At 57.7% G+C, this 19870-nt stretch carries 17 protein-coding genes; 11 read left to right on the top strand and 6 right to left on the bottom strand.

Annotation, left to right across the window (positions count from 1 at the left end; genetic code table 11):
• Positions 1-4 precede the first annotated feature (4 nt).
• Positions 5-826 (bottom strand): sugar phosphate isomerase/epimerase family protein, encoded by an 822-nt coding sequence (locus EV130_RS07240; RefSeq protein WP_132659770.1) that lies wholly within the window; start codon positions 824-826, stop codon positions 5-7.
• 395 nt (positions 827-1221) lie between these two features.
• Between EV130_RS07240 and EV130_RS07235 the strand changes: the two genes are divergently transcribed.
• Both EV130_RS07235 and EV130_RS07230 read left to right on the top strand, forming a co-directional pair.
• Positions 1222-2370: a Gfo/Idh/MocA family protein gene (locus EV130_RS07235; RefSeq protein ID WP_074065197.1), complete on the top strand. Its 1149-nt coding sequence runs from the start codon at positions 1222-1224 to the stop codon at positions 2368-2370.
• Between the two features lie 9 nt (positions 2371-2379).
• Positions 2380-3333, top strand: a complete 954-nt coding sequence (locus EV130_RS07230) for an alpha/beta hydrolase (RefSeq protein WP_132659768.1) — start codon at positions 2380-2382, stop codon at positions 3331-3333.
• Here the strand turns inward: EV130_RS07230 and EV130_RS07225 are convergent.
• Positions 3321-4346 (bottom strand): LacI family DNA-binding transcriptional regulator, encoded by a 1026-nt coding sequence (locus EV130_RS07225; RefSeq protein ID WP_132551848.1) that lies wholly within the window; start codon positions 4344-4346, stop codon positions 3321-3323. The two genes, EV130_RS07230 and EV130_RS07225, sit on opposite strands and share 13 nt — an antisense overlap.
• A 170-nt stretch (positions 4347-4516) precedes the next feature.
• On the bottom strand, positions 4517-5278 hold the full coding sequence (locus tag EV130_RS07220) for a DeoR/GlpR family DNA-binding transcription regulator (RefSeq protein ID WP_074065194.1): 762 nt from the start codon (positions 5276-5278) through the stop codon (positions 4517-4519).
• A 237-nt stretch (positions 5279-5515) separates the two neighbouring features.
• On the opposite strand from EV130_RS07220, the gene EV130_RS07215 reads away from it, so the two are divergent.
• From EV130_RS07215 to EV130_RS07205, 3 genes are all read left to right on the top strand, one after another.
• Positions 5516-6316, top strand: coding sequence for a beta/alpha barrel domain-containing protein (locus EV130_RS07215; protein WP_074065193.1), 801 nt, complete (start codon positions 5516-5518; stop codon positions 6314-6316).
• A 5-nt stretch (positions 6317-6321) separates the two neighbouring features.
• Positions 6322-7260 carry a PfkB family carbohydrate kinase gene (locus EV130_RS07210; protein ID WP_132551846.1) on the top strand — a complete coding sequence of 313 codons (939 nt, stop codon included), beginning with the start codon at positions 6322-6324 and terminating at the stop codon, positions 7258-7260.
• Positions 7261-7388: 128 nt separating this feature from the next.
• The gene (locus EV130_RS07205) at positions 7389-8534 is read left to right on the top strand and encodes an ABC transporter ATP-binding protein (RefSeq protein WP_132551845.1); all 1146 of its coding nucleotides are present in this window, start codon (positions 7389-7391) and stop codon (positions 8532-8534) included.
• Between the two features lie 177 nt (positions 8535-8711).
• Here the strand turns inward: EV130_RS07205 and EV130_RS33840 are convergent, their stop codons facing one another.
• Positions 8712-8843, bottom strand: coding sequence for a hypothetical protein (locus tag EV130_RS33840; RefSeq protein ID WP_281031836.1), 132 nt, complete (start codon positions 8841-8843; stop codon positions 8712-8714).
• A 237-nt stretch (positions 8844-9080) separates the two neighbouring features.
• Here EV130_RS33840 and EV130_RS07200 point away from each other — a divergent pair, with 237 nt between their 5' ends.
• From EV130_RS07200 to EV130_RS07190, 3 genes are all read left to right on the top strand, one after another.
• Positions 9081-10334 (top strand): ABC transporter substrate-binding protein, encoded by a 1254-nt coding sequence (locus EV130_RS07200; RefSeq protein WP_074065191.1) that lies wholly within the window; start codon positions 9081-9083, stop codon positions 10332-10334.
• A 157-nt stretch (positions 10335-10491) separates the two neighbouring features.
• Positions 10492-11373 carry a carbohydrate ABC transporter permease gene (locus EV130_RS07195; protein ID WP_420493410.1) on the top strand — a complete coding sequence of 294 codons (882 nt, stop codon included), beginning with the start codon at positions 10492-10494 and terminating at the stop codon, positions 11371-11373.
• 6 nt (positions 11374-11379) lie between these two features.
• Positions 11380-12225: a carbohydrate ABC transporter permease gene (locus EV130_RS07190; RefSeq protein WP_132551843.1), complete on the top strand. Its 846-nt coding sequence runs from the start codon at positions 11380-11382 to the stop codon at positions 12223-12225.
• 286 nt (positions 12226-12511) lie between these two features.
• On the opposite strand, the gene EV130_RS07185 is transcribed toward EV130_RS07190, so the two are convergent.
• Entirely contained in the window at positions 12512-13138 is a 627-nt protein-coding gene (locus tag EV130_RS07185) for a TetR/AcrR family transcriptional regulator (RefSeq protein ID WP_074065188.1), read from the bottom strand.
• 109 nt (positions 13139-13247) lie between these two features.
• Here EV130_RS07185 and EV130_RS07180 point away from each other — a divergent pair, with 109 nt between their 5' ends.
• The 3 genes from EV130_RS07180 (at position 13248) to EV130_RS07170 (ending at position 17733) form a co-directional block, all read left to right on the top strand.
• Complete coding sequence (locus EV130_RS07180) at positions 13248-13934, top strand: PspA/IM30 family protein (protein WP_132551842.1); 687 nt, start codon at positions 13248-13250, stop codon at positions 13932-13934.
• Positions 13935-13964: 30 nt separating this feature from the next.
• The gene (locus EV130_RS07175; protein WP_074065729.1) at positions 13965-14246 is read left to right on the top strand and encodes a YiaA/YiaB family inner membrane protein; all 282 of its coding nucleotides are present in this window, start codon (positions 13965-13967) and stop codon (positions 14244-14246) included.
• 91 nt (positions 14247-14337) lie between these two features.
• Positions 14338-17733 carry an acyl-[ACP]--phospholipid O-acyltransferase gene (locus tag EV130_RS07170; RefSeq protein WP_132551841.1) on the top strand — a complete coding sequence of 1132 codons (3396 nt, stop codon included), beginning with the start codon at positions 14338-14340 and terminating at the stop codon, positions 17731-17733.
• Between the two features lie 252 nt (positions 17734-17985).
• On the opposite strand, the gene EV130_RS07165 is transcribed toward EV130_RS07170, so the two are convergent.
• The gene (locus EV130_RS07165; protein ID WP_132551840.1) at positions 17986-19770 is read right to left on the bottom strand and encodes a trimethylamine N-oxide permease; all 1785 of its coding nucleotides are present in this window, start codon (positions 19768-19770) and stop codon (positions 17986-17988) included.
• Positions 19771-19870 lie beyond the last annotated feature (100 nt).

Raw genomic sequence — 19870 nt, 5'->3', positions numbered from 1 at the left:
TTCCTCAGGCACCATAGCGGCGCATCGTTTCACGGTTCGTCCTGACGGCAGTCGCAGGGTCAGCGGCTGCCGTGTCCGATTCCTCTTCCAGTACCAGCCAGCCATTGAAGCCTGGCGCCGCAGCGACGATGTCGATCACGGCGGGCGTATCGCAGCCCCCATTGCCAAGCATGGCCCATTTGCCGTTCGCATCGGCATCTTTCAGATGCAGATAGCGGATGCGGTCCTGGTAGGTCCGCAGCGTATCGATCATGTCCGCATGGCCGCGCAGGAGATGGCCGGTATCCGGTACCCAGCCGACGAGGTTCTCGTCGACGAGCGAGAAGATCCGGTCATAATCGCCACGGTCGAACAGCAGCGTGTTGTGGTGCGAGCTGGGATGCAGGGCGATATCCACGCCCGATGCTTTGCCCAGTTCGCCAGCGCGATTGTAGAACTCCGCGGCGATCTCGAATTTCGCCTTGCGTGGTCCTTCAGAGACGACTGTCGCCGAGCCGATCGAAACGAGGGCGCCAGAAAAGACGGCCGCGAAATCTATCCAGCGCTGTGTGGTCCTAAGATCGCTCTCGATTTCTTCCTTGACGGTGAAGCCGCTTTTCGAGCCGATCGCCAAGGCCACGAGGGTCAGGCCATGTTTTTGAAGGCTTTCGGCGAAATCATTGGGACTGTCTGCGTAGTGGCCGATCATCGTGTCGGTAATCTCGATGCCCGCATAGCCGCCCTGGGCAATGGCTTCCAGCAGATCGTCCGGACCGCCATTCCAGTTTTTCCCGAGCATTTCCCAGGTGAACGTCTGGCAGCCAACTTTCAGGTCCCTGATACTCATGCCCTATTCCTTGATATCGTCCCGTCTCGGACCTTCGATGATATGTTGCTGTACCGGGATGATCGGCGCCATTCATGATGGGCGAGATGGTGCGTGGCCTTCCACCATGCCAGATGAGATCACCTGCCGCTGCTGCACGATGCTCATTCCAAACGCACCTGCTCGCGATCTCCTTCTCGAGGAAGAACGCGGCTCGCCAAGCGACGTTCTTGCCCGTCTCAATCAATAACCCCTGCCTCGCACGGCGGGCCGCCTGCCGCTGCTGGCCCTCTATTTCCGCATGTTTTATAAAAAATTATCGCGCGTCAAGAAATAAAATGTTCTATAGCGGCTGTCACGGCAGCGATGCCCATCGATTATGGTCGCAGTATCTGAATTGGCGGGGAGGCCAATTTATGAAAGCACATTTGGGAACCAGGCTCGGCATCGGCGTTATCGGCTGCGGCAATATCTCTATGACCTATCTACGCAACGCTGCCCTGTTTGCCGGCATCGAACTGAAGGCATGTGCAGACATCTCATCTGACATGTCGGCGCTGAGGGCGAAGGAATACGGCATCCGGGCAATGGCGGTCGATGCGCTGTTGGCCGATCCCGAAATCGACCTTGTCGTGAACCTCACGATCCCGGCCGTCCATTTCGACGTGACGATGTCGGCGCTTAGTGCGGGCAAGCACGTCTTCACCGAAAAGCCGCTTGCGACGTCGGCTGCCGAGGGTCGTAAGCTTGTGACCGAAGCCAGAAGTCGGGGTCTTTTGCTGGGTTCGGCTCCCGATACATTCCTCGGCGCCGCCGGCCGGCGTGCGCGAAGCCTGATGGATGCAGGGGCGATTGGCCGACCGGTGAGCGGCACCGCCTTCATGTTCGGCCGCGGCATGGAGCATTGGCACCCCAATCCGCAATTCTATTATCAGCCCGGTGGCGGCCCGCTCTTTGACATGGGCCCCTATTATCTGACGATGCTCGTCAATCTACTCGGCCCGGTGAAAAGCGTCATGGCGATGGCGACGAAAGGCCAAGAAGAGCGGCTGATCACCGCTGACGGCCCCTTCAAGAACACCAGCTTCAAGGTCGCGACGCCGACCAACGTGCTCTCGCTTCTTGAGTTTCAGTCGGGTGCGACGGTGAATTTCGGTGCGTCGTGGGATGTCTTTCGCCACTCCAATCATCCGATCGAATTGCACGGCACCGAAGCTTCGTTGCGCTTGCCCGATCCTGATACCTTTGGCGGAAGAGTTTCGCTCTCCGAGCGAGGTGCGGTATGGAAGGATTTCGAAAGCGAGGGCGACCCGTATGGCGCCTCAAACTGGCCCTTTAACGCTCCCGACCGCGCCAATTACCGCATGCTGGGCGTTGCCGATCTCGTCGGCGCGCTTGGCAAGGGCACGGCGCCGCGCGCCTCCGGCGACCTAGCGCTCCATGTTCTCGAGATCATGGAAGCGACCCTGGCGTCCAGCGAGAGCCGCAGCGCGGCTGCGGTTGCAGGCACAGTTGCGCGACCACCGTTGCTCGGCGAAGATGAGGCGCGTAGCCTGCTTGCTTGAGGGAAATGGATGGAACATCAAGTGGATCCCGGCGCTGCACATGTCCTGGCACTCGCTCGCGCTGCCAACCAGTTGCCATTTGAACTCGGGACCGCGAACGAGGCGCGCGCTGCCTATGACGCCGGTTGCCCGATATTGCAGGGCGATCGCGAAGCAGTTGCCGCCATCGAGAACGGGACGATACCTGGGGCGGGCGGCCCGATCCCGCTCCGGATCTATCGCGGCCGGGGCGCTCCGATCGCCAATGCGCCGGCCCTTGTCTACCTTCACGGCGGCGGCTGGGTTGTGGGCACGCTTGAATCCCATGACGAGATCTGCCGGTGGTTTGCAAATATCGGTGCCTGTATTGTATTTTGCCCCGACTATCGGTTGGCACCCGAGCACAAGTTTCCGGCTGGCTTGGAGGACTGCGTATCGACCCTTGCCCATGTGGTGGAGCAGGCAAGTTGGCTTGGTATCGATCCAGATCGGATCGCGGTCGCCGGCGATAGTGCCGGCGGCAATCTGGCCGCTGTCTTATCACTTTTGTCGCGAGATGGCGCTGCTCGGAAGATCTCGGCGCAACTTCTGTTCTATCCCAACACTGACGCAAGGCAGACAGCCGACAGCTATGTCAGGTTTTCGGAAGGATACGGTCTGACCGCCTCGACGATGCATTGGTTCCGGGATCATTACGTCCGCGATGCCACTGACATCGGCGATTGGCGCGTCTCTCCCCTTGTCGTCGAGACTGTCGCGGGTGTGCCGCCGGCCTTCATGGCGATTGCTGGCCACGATATTCTCGCAGACGAAGGGGAGGCCTATGCCCGCCGGCTTGCCGAGGCCGGTATCCCTTTAATCTTGCGGCGTTGGGACGATCAGATTCATGGCTTCGTTTCCATGGGACGGCACATTTCGGCGGCGCGGCGGGCGGTGGAAGAGGCCGTATCGGGATGGCGCAGCCTTGTCGATCACGCCGACTGACGCATCATCAATGTCCCGTCGAGTATGATTTTTCGTGCAGTGGCCCCTTCAGAATCATCGTGTTCGTCCAGGATTGAACGCAGCGCCTCGACGCTGCTGCGCGCCATGGCCGTGAAGTCCTGTGCCATTGTCGTCAATGGCGGGCAAGTGTAGCGGCTGAGGGGGTGATCGTCATGGGCGGCGATGCGGAGATCACTGTCGCTCCTGCGGCCGACGCGCAGGCCGCGCGAATGGGCGGCTGCCATCGCGCCGAAGGCGAGGCGATCGTTCGCGCAAAGAATTGTCCTGCCCGGAAGCGTACCGGCCGTGATCATCGCATCGGTCTGCTCATAACCCATATGTTCGAAATTCCAGCCGTAACTCTCAGTGTTGCCAAACACCACCGGTGAAAATCCGAGCGACTCCATCGTGGCGATATAGCTTGCCAGCCGCTCCCCGGAATTGTGATTGACATGGGGAATGTCGAAATAAGCAGGCGGCTCGCCCGATCGACAGAGATAGTCGACAATGGTCGCAACGCTCTGGACGTTGTTGTTGCCAACGAACGGCGTGTTTCCTTCGATGAACGTATCGAAGTAGACAATGGGAATGTTCTCGCGAAGTTTTTCGAAGATGCCAGGATCGGAAGCGAGACCCAAAGGTGCGACGATCGCGCCAGCGGCCTTCAATGACATTAGGGTGTTCACAGCCTCGGCTTCAAGATCCGCAAGGCCGTGGGACGAGATTACGATTGGCCAGTAACCTTCGCCACGGACGAGTAATTCCAGACGGTTGACCATTTCGGCATAGAATGGATCCGTTATGACGGGCACGAGAATGCCAATGTTGCGCGTCCTCTTGCGGTTGAGGTTGCGGGCATAGAGATTGGGGCGGTAGTCGGACGCCGACAGCGCGTCCTCGATGCGTTTGCGCGTCGCCGGCTTTACGCTGCTCGGGCGATCGAAATACCTCGAAAGCGTTGGACGAGAAACGCCGCAGGACCGTGCGAAATCGTCCATGGTTTTGATCGTCATCTTATCCCTTGGCAATTCTGGTTTCTCTGCGCCAAGAAACGTCTGCGTCCGTTGATGTCGCAAAGGCAGTCAGTGTGATGTTTTTCAAACTGCGTTTGTAGCCTGACAAGATCGCATGCGCAAAATTTTTTTGTTACAAAAAGTACAATCGGCAGCAGTAGCCGCTCCCTCTATACATAGCGAACTTCGACCCCTAGTTTGTCCAAACGACTGCGAATCCCCTGCGGCATGCCCGTATCGGTGATGATCAAATCGACCCGCGAAAGCGAGAATGCCTTCGAGGATGCGCCAATATCCCACTTGCTGGAATCCGCCACCAGGATCACGCGCCTCGCCATACGGACCAGATTGCGTTTGGTCCGTGCGATGTCTTCGGAGACATCGACGACATCGAACGAGTGATCGATTGCATGTGCGCCGAGGAACGCCTGGTGAGCAACAAGACCGCCCACGGCCTTGTCGGAATCCGAGACAATCGTGCTGACAGTGCTGGGAAAGACCCGACCGCCTATCATGTGCACGTCCAAGCCTGGCCGATACATCAGATGCTGCGCGATATTCATGGCGGTTGTGGCCACCACGACATTGTTGACCGGTGGCATTTGCATGGCGACCTGCAGCAGAGTCGAGCCGCTGTCAAAGACAACGGATTGGTTGTCGATGATCTGGCGTGCCGCCATCTGAGCGATGCGTCGTTTGGCATCGAAATTGCGGTTCATACGTTCTTCAAAGGCAGCCGCGGGCGAACTGGCCGGCAAAGCTATCGCACCGCCATGTGTCTTGATGAGCTGCTTCTTGGCATCCAGAATTTCCAGGTCGGATCGGATGGTTACTTCGGAGACGCCGAAGTTTTCCGCCAGCTGGCTGGTGCGCGCTTGGCCGGTCCGCTGAAGTTCCAGAATAATCTGATGTCGCCGTTGTTCTGCAAGCATGTGAGAGCCTCGAATTGGCTTGCGAATAGGGTGCCTTGTGCCTTGCCGATCTTTCGAAAATCGAAAGTACGGCATCGTCCATATTATTCAAAGGGCGAGAGAAAAGCCTATGTCAGCCTTTGTCAGCTTCGCAGTCGTAAACTTAAATTAAAACGAAAGAAATCGAAATATTGAGTATTCGTTTATTTTCGAGTTAGGGTCTCCCGCGAGATCGAACCTATAAAGGACGGCATTGCTATGGGCCTTGGAACCAAGATTCGCCTGTCACGGCTGTTTTCTCATCCGTCAGGGCATTTATTCGGTGGCGCCGTCGACCACTTCGTTGGCTATGGCAACGTCCGCGAGGGTGGTCTGGCGGATCTGCCGGGCGCCCTGAAGCGGGTAATGGCCGGAGAGCCGGACTATGTCAGCATTCAGCCTGGAGCTGCGCGTCACTTGTGGGCAGGCTATGCCGGCAAGGCGGCGCTGGTTATTCAAGCCGGCTGCTTTACGCCGGACGATCGAATCCGTCAGTTGATCGCGTCCCCTGAGGATGCGGTACGCTATGGTGCGGATGCTCTGGCCGTGGCCATTCCGGTGCGCGGCAATACCGAAGGCGAATACATTCGCTGGCTTACCGATACCGTCAACGCCGCTGCTCGCTTTGAAATGCCGGTCGTTGCGCATGTCTATCCGCGCGATTATTCAAACGGCGGCAAGATCGTATTCACCCCCGATGAAATCGCCTATGCCGTGCGGATCGGGTTTGAGACCGGGGTCGACGTGATCAAGGTCGGATATACCGGGGACTTCGCTTCATTCCAAGAGACTGTTGCCACGTGTCCGGTTCCCATCGTTATCGCGGGCGGTCCGAGGGCGGATAATCTGCTGGCGGCCCTGACACAGACCTCCGATGCCTTGCGCGCGGGGGCAAAGGGTGCCGTGGTGGGGCGAAACCTGTGGGGGCACGGCGACACGACGATGGCTGCACGCGCCTTCAAGCTGGTCATTCACGGTGGTATGGAGCCGCAAGAGGCGCTCGCGGCCGCGGGCGGTTGACACAGGTGACACGCAACCTTCAGGTTCTGGGCTTTGGGGCCCTGGCGATCGACGATATCATCTATGTCGACGGACCGCTGAGTGCCGGCAAAGGGAAGGTGACAAATCGAACTCAGGACCACGGCGGCAATGTCGCGACCGCCCTCGTTGCAGTCGCAAAACTGGGAGGGCGGGCTGGTTTCGTCGGCTGGTTAAGTGATCAGCCTCTCGCCGATGTCAGCGCCCGCGAGCTCGAGCGGCACGGAGTCGATATATCCTTTGCGCCGCGTCGCCCAGATGCCACGCCCATACGTTCGGTAATCACCGTCGGATCTGACGGCGACAGGTTCATTGCCTATGACGATGATGTACCGCACGGAACCTCCGAGGCTGTGACCGATGAGACGCTTGGACAAGCCCAGGTGCTGTTGGTCGACGGCTATGCCGTCCACGCCGAAATGGTTGTTGCCCGCGCCCGTAAGCTGGGCTTGGCGGTGGTGGCAGACATTGAATGGGCGATCGGGCCTGCAACCGGACGATTGATGAGCTTAGCCAATCACCTGGTATTGCCATTGAAATTTGCGCAGACTTATTCCTGCGCAACCGATCCAACATTGATCCTGCACAAGCTGTGGTCTGATGACCGGACCGCAGTCGTTCTGACCGACGGCGAACGGGGATCCTATATCAGGCAGACGGGAGATGGTGTTTTATGGCATGTCCCGGCCTATGAGGTCAAAGCGGTCGACACGACCGGCGCCGGAGATTGTTTTCACGGCGCCTATGCCTTTGCCCTTACACAGAAAAAGCAGCCTGTCGCCTGCGCGCTTTACGCAACTGCCGCAGCGGCGATCGCCGTGACCGGCCCAGGTGGCCGTATGGCGCTGCCAGATCAAAGCGCCTGTCTCGCGTGGCTGGCCAAGGATGATGCGCCCGTGCCCAGACCGATTGCGCCTCCAGGCTGAGAGTTCATTGCACCGGTGCCCTTCAATCGGAAGAGCGCTTGTGCAGATGACGGCTCGCTTCGATCTGCGGTCGCCGCGGGAGGATTGTCCGAAAGATCGGATGGCGATGATAGTAGGGAGGAAGTGCCGTGGCTGTTGTTGTACTGGACAGGATCTGCAAGACATTCGGAACGAAATTCCACGCAATCAAGGATCTTAGCCTGACGATAAATGATGGCGAGTTCCTCATCCTCGTCGGTCCTTCGGGATGCGGAAAATCGACTGCGTTGCGCATGATCGCGGGACTGGAGGAGATCAGCAGCGGAACCCTGAGCATCGGTGGGGAAAATGTCGAGGATCTCGCGCCGAAGGACCGGGATATCGCGATGGTCTTCCAGAACTATGCCCTGTATCCGCATATGACAGTGTTCGACAACATCGCTTTTTCGATGAAGCTTGCTGGCAAAAGCAAGGACGAGCGCACGAAGCGGGTCCATGAAATTGCAAAGACGCTTCAGTTGCATACCCTGCTCGACAGCAAGCCGGCGGCGCTGTCTGGCGGCCAACGCCAGCGGGTCGCCATGGGACGCGCAATGGTGCGCGAACCGGCCGCCTTTCTCATGGACGAGCCCCTTTCAAACCTTGATGCCAAGCTGCGCGTGCAAATGCGGGCCGAAATCGTCAGCCTGCAAAGACAGTTGGGTGTGACGACGATCTATGTAACGCACGATCAGACGGAAGCCTTGACCATGGGGGACCGGGTTGCGGTCTTGAAGGGCGGCGTCCTTCAGCAGGTCGACACGCCCAAGGCATTGTATAATCGCCCGGTCAATGCCTTCGTCGCGGGTTTCATCGGCTCACCGTCCATGAACCTGTTCGAGGGCCGCCTGCAGGACGGCAGGATCAATCTGCCCGCCTTTTCGATACCGGTATCGACGACCGCATTTGCGCGCTCTCCCGCTCTGACGAGGTTTAACGGCAAGACGATCATCTTCGGCATCCGTCCAGAAGACCTTTACGACAGCAGTCTGGAATCTGGATCACGCTACGAGACGATCCCAGCCGCCGTAAGATCGATCGAGGAATTGGGTTCGGAACTGATCGTTCATTTGAATATCGAAGCGGTGCGTATCGACTCCGGCGACCCCGATGCGGTCGAGGATTTGAGCGGTGCGGCAAACGCCGTAGCGAAATTCGAAGCCATCAGCTCGGTGCGGCCGGGCGCGATGATAAATCTGGCCATCGATGCGGCCAAGTTACACTTCTTCGACCCACAAACGCATTTGGCAATCTAGCATGATCGGCGATAGCGGAGCCTCAGTGGGCAGCCGCAAGACAGCATGCTTCTTCTCACCGCAAAGCTCCTCGTTCCGCCACGCCACTTGGCGTGCATAGACCGGCCCAGGGACGCACGCCGTCTTGGATGCAGCCGCAGGTCCGGATCCGTCTGTGCTGTTCGGTACCCGAGCGCTTCAACCGGCGACCAAGTGGTCGAAGCCTTTTTCAGTTGCGATGTCGACCGGCGCGGAGGAGGCCGCCATAACCCGTTTTTCGTCGATCAACGAGCCTTTCATTTGTTTTCCTTTGGGCGCGGTGCCTTTCATTTGTTTACGAAAGTAAAGAAAAAATGCGACACGAGCAATGTGCTGGTTCGAAAAAAAATGTCTCGGGGTCCCTCGCTAAAGCTAAGGTCGTTCAACGGGTTATGGGCTTTTTGTTGTTCCCTGCGGGCTGCCGACCTTTGCCGATGACAGTTCTTCATTGACAGCTAGACCCCGAAAGGACCCTACTTTGATCTCGATCGGGAGGATCGAGCAAAATCGTTTCAATGGGAGGGAAACATGAACGTCAGACGATATATCATGGCGGCCCAGTCGGCTGTGGCGGTCTGGACACTATGGGCCACCTGCGCCTTTGCTCAGACCAATCTTGAGTTCATTCAATGGTGGGAGCCCGAAATGCCCGCCGGTGCTTTGCGAAGCATCATGGACGATTTCGAAGCGGCAAACCCCGGCATCAAAGTGACGCTCGTCAGCGGCCCGTATTCCGCCACCCATGATCAGATCGTTGTCGGTGCCGCGTCGGGGACGCTCAGCGATGTCGTTGGCCTCGACGGAGCCTGGGTCAACGGCTTGGCAAAGCAGGGCGCAATCGCTTCGATGGACAGCCTGATGGCTGATGCCAAGTATGATCAAAGCCAGATCGCCGACATTATCAAGGTCAACGGCCAAAGCGTCATGTTCCCGCTTGCTTCGTTCGTCTATCCGGTTTTCGTCAACCTCGATCTGGCAAAGGCTGCCGGCATCGGCAAGACGCCGGCCAACCGGACAGAATTCGCCGATGCTGCGAAAAAGATGACCAATGCGGACAAGAACCAGTACGGGTGGGTGCTACCGCTTTCGTTGCAAAATCCCGGCGGTATCCAGAATGACGTGATGTCCTGGGTCTGGGCATCCGGAGCGTCCATGCTGAAGGATGGCAGGCCCGATCTGGAAAACCCCTCCGTGGTCGGGACACTTGAATATATCAAGTCGCTGCAGGACGCCGGCGTCATCGCGCCTGGTATTTTTGCCAAGAAGGAGCAGGACAAGGTCGAAGAATTCGTCAATGGCCGCGTGGGCATGATGATCGATTCACTCGCTCACATCAACCTCATCCGCCAGCGTAACCCCGATCTCAAGTTTGGCATCTCGGCCCTTCCAGCAGTCGACGGCTATAGCGGCAAACGCGGGTTGCCCTATGCTTCATGGGGTATCGGCATCAGCGACAAAAGCGAGCACAAGAAGGAGGCCTGGAAGCTCGTTGAATATCTGATGAGCCCCGAAGTGAACAGCCGCCTCGTATCGGTCGCCAATGCCTTCCCGGGCAATATTCACGCCAAACCCGACTTCTCGAAATCGGACCCGCTGTTTGAAGAAGCCTTCAAGATATTCCAAAGCGGGAAGCTGGCCAACGAATTCGTCGGACTGCCGGTAGCCGAAGATCTCATGCGGCAGATGAACGTCGAAGTTCAAAAGATGTTCGACGGCCAGCAAACCGCGAAGGAGGCGGCCGCCAACACGCAAAAGCAGTGGCTGGTCGAGTTCGAAAAGTAGGGTCTTTACCGGCAATCATCGGCAGCGTGATAGCATTTGTCGCGCTGCCGCTGCATCAGGAAGAATTGATGCGTTTCACGATAGGCGGAAATCACATCTCATGAGCCTCGCCACAGGGACTATCATCCGGACGCAAGCGAAAACGCGCAAGCGTGGCATGCTGTCTTACAAAACGAGAAAGAGGCTTGTTGCCTACTTCTATGTTGCTCCGGCGACGTTTCTGTTCTGCCTGCTGATGCTGTTTCCCATGATCACCGTCTTACGCTATTCTCTGATGGACGGCGCGATCACGAAAAAGGACACGGCTTTCGTCGGATTGCAGAACTATGTGACGATCTTCAAAGATCCGGTTTTCTGGCAGTCGGTCGGGCACACGCTCTACTTCACTGTGATGAGCGTCATCTTTCATCTTCTGATCGGTCTTGCCTTTGCCCTTTTGCTAAACAGCCAACGTGTCGACCCCTTGATCAGAAGCATCCTGCGGGTTCTTTACATTTTGCCGTGGCTCTTCACGGCGGTGATCATCGCCATCATCTGGCGATTGCTCCTGGATCCCAATGGAGTCATCAACAGCATCCTGATGACGTTGCACATCATCAACTTCAAGGTCGAGTGGTTCTCTTCGACGAAAACCGCGCTGCATGCTTTGACCTTTGCGAATATCTGGGCGGGATACCCGCTCTATATGGTGAGCCTTCTCGCCGGTCTTCAGGGCATACCCAAGGATCTCTACGAGGCAGCCGGCATTGATGGCGCTAACGAGTTCCAAAAATTCCGCTACATCACGATCCCGCAACTGATGCCCATCATCATCAGCATCGCCCTGCTGGACTTCATCTGGACAATGCAGGTCTTTCCCCTCGTGTGGATGACGACGGGGGGTGGTCCGATCTACTCGACCGAGGTGCTTAGCACCTACACCTATAAACTCGCATTTTCGAGTTACGAATTTTCCCGTGCCTCGGCGAGCGCAATCGTCATTTTGATGATCTCGATGGGCGCCACGTACTTCTACATCAAACATCAGAAGGCCAGGTGACCGGCAATGGCAAAGCGTTCCCTCAGTCGCACAATACTACCCACGCTGCTGACATATCTCGGACTTGCGGTTGGCCTGGTCTTCGCGGGCTTTCCGATCCTTTGGATGTTCTTCACTTCGTTGAAATCAAACACTGAGATCTTTGCCCTGCCGCCGCGGCTGCTGCCCAATGATTTCACGAACGTCGCCTATCTTTCGATCTTCAACGACCCGGCCAAGGTTCGTTTCTTCCTCAATAGCTATCTCGTCGCCGGAGTGGTAACGCTTCTGACCTTGCTGATCGCCATCCTGACGGCCTATGGCTTCAGCCGCTATTCATTTCGGTTCAAGAATACGCTGAACGTGTTCATCATCAGTACGCAGACGGTTCCGCCCATCACGCTTTTGATCCCCTATTTCGGCATGGTCGTCGCCTTCGGCATTTTCAACACCTATTTTGCGCTGATTTTGACCTACATGGTCTTCACGCTGCCTTATGCGATCCTTCTCATGACCGGCTACCTCAATACCCTGCCAAGGGAGCTCGATGAGGCGGTGCTCGTCGATGGTGGGTCAAGCTGGACGGCGCTGTGGCGCGTGATCATCCCACTGTCAGTGCCTGGCATCGTCGCGACCGCGGTCTATACATTTCTGCTGGCATGGAACGAATTTCTCTTTGCTCTGACTTTGACGAAGTCGATGGATATGCGGACTGTTCCCATTGGCATCGAGTTGCTCATGGGCCAACACGCCTTTGAATGGAACGAGATGATGGCTATGAGCGTGCTGGGATCGCTCCCGCTTTTGCTCTTGTATCTGATCGCCCAGCGCTATTTCCTCGCTGGCATGGCAGCCGGGTCGGTAAAGAGCTGAGCAGGCGCGTTTAAGTGCGGTATCGATGGCAGGTGGTAGCGCTGCCCGAAAAAATTTCGCGATCCGAACATCGTCATTAAAACCGAGTGGGCAAGCCCGAACTGATCCGCATTCGCTTGCTGTTATCAGCGTGCCGAGTTGGGCTGGCGATCAGAAACCCTTTTCCGTTGTGACCTCATCACGGGTGGCACACCGGCTAATTCCGAGTGGGATTCAAATTCATTCTTGCCCTCGACGGAGCGAGCCATCCTGGCATTGGAACAATAGCTGAGCGTTTTCAAAGCCTCTATTCCCCTCGGGCCTGCGGCCCTCGTCCTGCGACCGCCCCAGCCGCGATGGTCAGAACGAACTCGTCGAGCTCGCGTTCCAGCCGATCAGACGGCAGGCCGACGAAGCGCGCTTCCAGGCTGATGCTGATCACCCCATGCACCGCCCCGAACAAGGTGCGAGCACGAATTGCTCTATCTTCCGCAGGCATATCCGGTTGCAGTTCCGCGAGGGGCTCAGCGATCACATCCATCAAGAACAGATGTTCATCGAGATGCCATTGGGGCGTGGGACTGCTTTCTGGCGGATGGTGGTCGAACAGTGCCTTCCACAGATTGCGATGGGCAAGCGCAAACCTGAGATATCCCTGTGCCAGATTGCGCAGTCGATCTGTTGGCGTACGGTTCTTGACTTCTGTGAGAGCCAGCGATTCCTCCAGAGCTTTAAGCGTTGAGGAATTGACCTGAATAATGAGCTCGTTGAGGTCGGCAAAGACCGTATAAAGACCTCCCAACGCACAACCGGCCTCCTGCGTGACGTCGCGCGCCCGCAGGTTTGCCAGCCCTTCATCGGCTATCCTGTTGCGTGCGGCATCGATCAACCGGGCCTTCAGGTCTTCGCGTTTTTCTTCTCTTCGACTGGCCATTAACCACTCCAGTTTCATCTTTGAACATTGTTCAAGAAAAAGCTTGAACAATGTTCACGACTGTGGCAAAACTCTTTCGTGAACAACGTTCATAGATGGGAGACCTGAAATGTTCAACCTGATTGTCACATTGCTACGGGGCAGGGCGCATGACGCCGAACGTGCTCTTGCCGAGCGTAACGCCTTACCTCTGCTTAGTCAGCAAATTCGCGATGCCGCCCACGCCATCCAGTCTGCCCGCCGCGCTGTGGCGGTGGCAATTGCACAAGATGAGCAGGAAAAGAGCCACTACACCATGATCCAGTCCCGGATCAAAGATCTTGAAACACGCACTCTTGCCGCATTGGAAAAGGGCAGTGAGGCACTTGCCCGCGAAGCGGCCGCCACGATCGCCTGTCTCGAAGCCGAGCGGGATGCGTCGGAAAAGGCCCAAGCCCAGTTCACGACGGCGATTGCCAAGCTCAAGGGGGTCGTTCGTACCGCTGAAGGGCGATTGCAGGATCTGCAGCGTGGCGAGCGGCTGGCCCGAGCAACCGAACAAGCCCAGAAGCTTGATCGTGCCGCTGCCGGATCTGGTCTTGCTACACTCGATGAGGCCGAGGAGACCCTTACCCGCCTTCGCGCTCGCCAAAGCCAGAACGATACCATTGCCTCCGTGCTCAAGGAGATGGACTGCGCGCCCGGCTCTGCCGGGATCATCGAGAAGCTTGCGAATGCCGGCTGCGGTGCGCCGCTGCGCTCATCGGCTGATGATATCTTGGCAAAGCTGCGGACGCGGATCAACAACGCTGCCTAAAAATGTATGTCGAACAAAAGGACCACGAAGATGAACGACAGTTTCCAGAAGCATTCCTCCAGCTGGGTCAGCTTTTCATACATCTCCTTCGGCACGGCAGCTTTCATGCTTGCAGCCGGCCTTTACATGATGCCGCTCGACCTCTGGGGAAAAGGCTATCTCGCCATGGGCATACTGATGCTGGTGCAAACGACGGTGAACATCACCAAGACGCTGCGCGATAACGCCGAGTCGGAGAAGTTGATCCGCAAGATCGAGGACGCCAAGACAGAAAAGCTCCTCGTCAACTTCAATCGTGGCGGCGAAAGCTAAGACTTCTTAACCACACCACAGAGTTGTTGCTGTCTGAAACTATTGCGTAACAACGCTGTGGCTTTCTCTTGCGATCCAACAGGGGACCGCCATGCACGGCAATCTTATGACATCGAGGAAGTTCGCGCCGTTATTCTGGACGCAGTTTCTCTCGGCCTTCAACGACAATTTCCTGAAGCAGACGCTTATCTTCCTGATCCTTGCGCAGATGGCGGCCGAGGGAGCTTGGCTCGTGACGTTCGCCGGCGGAATTTTTATCATTCCGTTCCTGCTGCTTTCGGCGCTGGGCGGTGAGCTTGCCGACAGATATGACAAGGCGAAAATGGCCGAAATCCTCAAGCGTTGCGAGATCGCAGTCGCGGCGACCTCCGTCCTTGGTATCGCGGTGTCGTCGATCTCGATCCTTATGCTGGCTCTTTTCGGCTTCGGTGTCATCTCGTCGCTTTTCGGACCGATTAAGTACGGCATTCTTCCCGATCATCTCGAACGCAAGGACCTGCCAAAGGCGAACGCCTGGATCGAGGGCGGCACGTTCATCGCCATCTTGGCCGGAACGATCGTAGCAGCGCTTGCCTTCACGAACGGCGAGAACGTCTGGGTGTTCGGACCGATGATGATGGGGCTTTCGGTGCTTTGCTGGTTATTCGCTCGCCTGATCCCCGCCACGGGTTCAAAAGCGCCCGATCTCGTTATCGACAGAAATGTCTTCCGCTCGAGCGTCACACTTGTCAATGAGCTGCGGGAAGACGAGCGAATCTGGCGCTCGGCGCTGATGAACTGCTGGTTCTGGTTCGTGGGCGCATTCGTCATGTCGATGCTGCCCTTCATTGTGACGGAGATCCTTGGTGGTTCGGAGATCGTCGTACCTGCCTATCTCGCCGTTTTCGCGATCTCCATTGCGATCGGTTCAGCGATCGCCGGCTGGATGTCGGCAGGTCGCGTCGTCTTGCTGCCGGCGCCAGTCGGCACCGTCATCGTTGCACTCTTCGGAATAGATCTCGCTTGGAACCTGTGGGGCCTGCAATCCGCCTCTCATGCTGAGACCATATCCGCCTTCTTTGCCGGACCAAAGACGATGCGTGTGGCGGTCGACCTCGCCGGTATGGCCATTGGAGGAGCTTTCATGGCCGTGCCGACGTTTGCGGCGATGCAGGCCTGGGCAAACCAGGCCCGCCGTGCCCGCGTGATTGGAGCTGCGAACGTTTTGTCGGCGTTGTTCATCACGACCGGCCTTGCGCTGGTCGCAATCTTGCAAGCCGTCGGTGTCTCCGTTGCGATGATCATTCTCGGTCTTTCGGTCATCAATGCCGGCGTTGCCTGGATCATGTTGAAGACGCTGCCCACCAATCCGTTGCGTGATTTCATTTCCATACTGTTCCGTGCCTTCCTGCGCCTTGAGGTGGAAGGTCTGGAGAATATCAAGAAGGCTGGCCAGGCACCGATCATCGCGCTCAATCATGTGAGCTTTCTTGATGGAGCTCTGGCGCTTGCAATAACCGAGGAAGAGCCCGTTTTCGCCGTCGACTACAAGATCGCTCAGGCTTGGTGGGCTCGCCCTTTCCTGAAGATGTGCAAATTCCTTCCGCTCGATCCGACAAAGCCGATGGCGACACGTTCGCTCATCAAGCTTGTCAACGACGGCAATGCGATCGGCATCTTTCCGGAGGGTCGCCTGACAGTGACCGGGGCGCTGATGAAGGTCTATGACGGCGCAGCAATGGTTGCCGACAAGACGGGATCGATGATCGTGCCGGTCCGTATCGATGGGCTTGAGAAGAGCTACTTCTCGCGCCTTTCGGCTGGCCAGGTGCGCCGTCGCATCTTTCCCAAGGTCAAAGTGACGATCCTTGAGCCGGTCAAGCTCGACGTTCCTGACCACATCAAGGGCCGCAAGCGCCGTATTGCCGCCGGCGCTGCCCTGTACCAGGTCATGTCGATGTTGATGTTCCGCACGACGAACACCAATCTGACGGTCCTGGACCGCATCATCGAGACGGCTTTGGAAGGAGGTGGGGGAAAGCTTGCAATCGAGGATCCGATGAGCGGCCAGCTGTCCTATGCTAAGCTTCTCACCGCCGCTGCGGTTCTGGGTGCCAAGTTCAAGGCGTTGTTGCCCGATGAACAGACGCTTGGCGTCCTGCTTCCAAACGCCAACGGCACAGCTGCGACAGTTTTGGCTGTGATGTCGGCGGGCAAAGTTCCGGCGATGCTGAATTTCACCGCCGGCGCCGCCAATGTCTTGTCAGCGTGCAGGGCAGCAGAGGTCAAGCAAATCCTCTCCTCACGTGCCTTCATCGAACAGGCCAAGCTTGGTCCGGTGGTCGCCGAGCTGGAAAAAGAGATGAGGATCGTCTGGCTCGACGAACTTCGAACGACAGTTACCGTCGTCGACAAAGTTCGCGGCTTCCTCAACAGATACAAGCCGCTGATCAAGCGCAGGGCCGATGACACCGCCGTGATCCTTTTCACATCTGGTTCGGAGGGAACACCGAAGGGTGTCGTTCTCACCCACCGCAACATTCTGTCAAACGCCGCCCAGGCTGCCGCGCGCATCGACTTCCATTCCGGGGACAAAGTCTTCAATATCTTGCCGGTGTTTCATTCCTTCGGTCTGACGGCGGGAACCGTTCTGCCTTTGATCTCGGGCGTGCCGGTATATTTCTATCCTTCGCCGCTTCACTACCGCGTCGTGCCGGAACTGATCTACACTTCCAACGCGACGATCGTCTTCGGGACCGATACTTTCCTGAACGGCTATGCCCGAACTGCGCACCCCTATGACTTCCGATCGATCCGCTACATCTTTTCGGGTGCCGAGCCGGTCAAGCCATCCACCCGCGAAACCTATATGGAAAAGTTCGGCCTGCGTATCCTTGAAGGCTACGGTGTTACCGAAACGGCGCCCGTGATCTCCCTCAATACTCCAATGTTCAACCGCTCAGGCACCGTCGGCAAGATCATGCCGGGCATGCAGTGGAAGCTCGAGCCGGTTGCGGGCATCGATGAGGGTGGTCGCCTTTTCATCCGCGGCGCCAACGTCATGGCCGGCTATCTGCGCGCTGAAAACCCTGGCGTGATCGAGACGCTCCCGGATGGCTGGCATGACACCGGTGACATTGTCACCATCGACGAAGATGGCTTTGTCACCATCCGCGGCCGTGCCAAGCGCTTTGCCAAGATCGGCGGCGAGATGATTTCGCTGGCTGCCGTCGAAGCACTTGCCGGCCAGTTATGGGCCGGTGCCCTATCGGTCGTTTCATCTGTTCGGGATGCAAAGAAGGGTGAGCGACTGGTGCTGCTGACAGATGCCCCAAACGCTACTCGCGCCGAATTCGCTGCCTTTGCCAAATCCAGGGGAGCCATGGATATGATGGTTCCGGCGGAAATCAAGATCGGCAAAGTACCGGTGCTGGGTTCGGGAAAGGTGGATTTCGTTGCAGCAAGCAAGATTGTCCAAAATTTGCAGCCCCCGCAGCAGGCTGCGTAAGCGATAGGTGGTCGCCCGACTGAGCATCGACGGTGCCAGACCGAGCGCCTGCAGGCGATGTACCACCGACCGACCGTGTCGAGTGCAGCGACGTCCGGTGAGGCAGGACCTTCTTCGATTGCAGAGTTCGGCGTGCTCGCGTTCAACGCACATCACGTCGAGCATTTTGCAGGGACACGAGTTAGCGCCCCGGCCAACTTCGAAGATCGCCGCCCTGAGGCCAGGGCGGCGACAAAATGAATCGTCTCAGGCTTAGGCCGGCAGTTGGAAGATCCAGTTCGCAATCAGGACTATCGCCAGACCGCCGGCAAGCGCGACATAGGGAAGGATGCCCGCCTTCTTCGCGCCAAGGTCCTGACCTGTGAGGCCCAGATCGTCCATCGCTCCCGCAGGAAATTTGCCTCCGTCCCGCACATAATGGCGATAGGCAAAGACCGGGAGGATGACGGCTGCGAAGGCGAAGCCGACCCAAAGTGCGTTGGCATAACCCCAGACCTTCGCGCCCGCGCCCAGGAAGAGGGCATTGACGAAGGCGAGAAACGTGTTGAGGCCAATCAGCCAGCTCGGCGCCTTCCAGGGACGCTCGATGTGACCGGAATCGATGCGATGGATCCAACCGGAGTTCAGGTTGAGGAAGTTGAAGATGATGTAGCCGACATTGGAGACAGCAAGCACAAAGAAGTAGCCGCCGACATCGGATGCGATCGCCAGAAGGAAGAGGTTGAAGGCGAAGTCCGTCCACATGGCGCGGGTCGGCGCGCCGTTCTCGTTCACATGGTCGAGGTATTTCGGCAGCCAACCGTCCTTGGCGCCTTGATAGAGGGTGCGCGAGGATCCTGCCATGGCCGTCATGATAGCGAGGAAGAGTGCCATGATCATCAGGACGACGAGAAGCTGGGTGATGATGCGACCCGCGCCGATCAACCCACCGAGGGCTTCCGCTACGCCGGTACCGTCGACGATTCCAGGTGCCAGCATGCCGGCATGGCCGAGAACACCCTGGAAGGCGAAGGGCACGAGGAAGAAGAACAAGCAGCATGCAAGTCCGGAATAGAAGATCGCCTTGAAAGTATCAGTCTTCGGATTCTTCAGTTCCCGGGTGTAGCAGACGGCGGTTTCGAAGCCGTAAGTAGACCAGGCGGCGATATAGAGGCCGCCAAGGAAGAGTGTCCAGCCGCCGTTGCTCCACGTACCGTCCACGTCTGAATATGCTGCCGTTGGCGGAAGCAGGCCTGTGACGTTCGCAGCAACGATCTGACCGCTGAAGATCGGGTAGATGCCGATCAAAAGCAGCGGCACGAGCACAATGATCGCCAGCCACTTCTGCACGCTTGCGGTTTCCGAGATGCCGCGATGCTGGATGGCGAAGATGATCAGCATCAGGATGCCGCCGATGAAGAAAGTGGCGTTGATGTTGGCGGTAGCGAGGAACGGAATGCTGAAGCTTGCGAGTGACCAATTGCGGATCGCTGGCGTCAACGCCGCTACGGCATCCGTGCTCAGCAGCGCTTTGATGGCAGCGTCCGGCGCCGTACCGGCATGGGCTGCTATGTATTCTGCAACGCGCGGGCTATCTGCCGTGATCGACGCGGCATGTGCGGCAACCCAGTCGAGAACTGCTTGCGAGTCAGCTGCCGGAATCGGAAAAAACGCATTGAGAATATAACCGGCGGCGATGGCGCAACCGAGCGAAAGCACCGGCGACCAGGCAAACCAGTTGCACCAGACCGAAAGCGGCGCAATGAACTTCGAATATCGCAGCCAGGCGGTTGCGCCGTAAACGGAGGCGCCGCCGGATTTGTTGCCGAACATGCCGGCAATCTCTGCATAGGTGAAGGATTGCAGGAAGCCCATGATCATGGAAATGATCCATACGACGAAGGCGAGCTTGCCTGTCGTGCCTGCGATGCCACCAATGGAGAAAAGGACGAGCGGCGGCACGCCCGCAGCCACCCAGAATGCACCCTTCCAGTCGAGGGCACGTATAAGCTTACCTTCGGTGCCGGCCGAAATCCCGGCGTCCACTACGTCTGTCATTGCTGAAGTTCCCCATTCGATTGTTCCGGACGTCTCTTCGTGCGTCTCCCTGAACGTGCCTCTCCCGGCATTTGCAGGGCCAGCCTGGTTTTTGGCGATC

This window comes from Rhizobium azibense (assembly GCF_004342325.1).
Lineage (GTDB): Bacteria > Pseudomonadota > Alphaproteobacteria > Rhizobiales > Rhizobiaceae > Rhizobium > Rhizobium etli_B.
The sequence above is the reverse complement of the archived record's forward strand: the minus strand, read 5'-3'. Positions and strand labels throughout refer to the sequence as shown.

Excerpts from the sequence above, each read along its gene's own strand:
- EV130_RS07165 (WP_132551840.1), bottom strand. The coding sequence starts at position 19,770 with ATGACAGACGTAGTGGACGCCGGGATTTCGGCCGGCACCGAAGGTAAG.
- EV130_RS07185 (WP_074065188.1), bottom strand. The coding sequence starts at position 13,138 with ATGGCCAGTCGAAGAGAAGAAAAACGCGAAGACCTGAAGGCCCGGTTG.
- EV130_RS07200 (WP_074065191.1), top strand. The coding sequence starts at position 9,081 with ATGAACGTCAGACGATATATCATGGCGGCCCAGTCGGCTGTGGCGGTC.
- EV130_RS07230 (WP_132659768.1), top strand. The coding sequence starts at position 2,380 with ATGGAACATCAAGTGGATCCCGGCGCTGCACATGTCCTGGCACTCGCT.
- EV130_RS07195 (WP_420493410.1), top strand. The coding sequence starts at position 10,492 with ATGCTGTCTTACAAAACGAGAAAGAGGCTTGTTGCCTACTTCTATGTT.
- EV130_RS07220 (WP_074065194.1), bottom strand. The coding sequence starts at position 5,278 with ATGCTTGCAGAACAACGGCGACATCAGATTATTCTGGAACTTCAGCGG.
- EV130_RS33840 (WP_281031836.1), bottom strand. The coding sequence starts at position 8,843 with ATGAAAGGCACCGCGCCCAAAGGAAAACAAATGAAAGGCTCGTTGATC.
- EV130_RS07180 (WP_132551842.1), top strand. The coding sequence starts at position 13,248 with ATGTTCAACCTGATTGTCACATTGCTACGGGGCAGGGCGCATGACGCC.
- EV130_RS07175 (WP_074065729.1), top strand. The coding sequence starts at position 13,965 with ATGAACGACAGTTTCCAGAAGCATTCCTCCAGCTGGGTCAGCTTTTCA.
- EV130_RS07235 (WP_074065197.1), top strand. The coding sequence starts at position 1,222 with ATGAAAGCACATTTGGGAACCAGGCTCGGCATCGGCGTTATCGGCTGC.
- EV130_RS07170 (WP_132551841.1), top strand. The coding sequence starts at position 14,338 with ATGCACGGCAATCTTATGACATCGAGGAAGTTCGCGCCGTTATTCTGG.
- EV130_RS07225 (WP_132551848.1), bottom strand. The coding sequence starts at position 4,346 with ATGACGATCAAAACCATGGACGATTTCGCACGGTCCTGCGGCGTTTCT.
- EV130_RS07190 (WP_132551843.1), top strand. The coding sequence starts at position 11,380 with ATGGCAAAGCGTTCCCTCAGTCGCACAATACTACCCACGCTGCTGACA.
- EV130_RS07215 (WP_074065193.1), top strand. The coding sequence starts at position 5,516 with ATGGGCCTTGGAACCAAGATTCGCCTGTCACGGCTGTTTTCTCATCCG.
- EV130_RS07240 (WP_132659770.1), bottom strand. The coding sequence starts at position 826 with ATGAGTATCAGGGACCTGAAAGTTGGCTGCCAGACGTTCACCTGGGAA.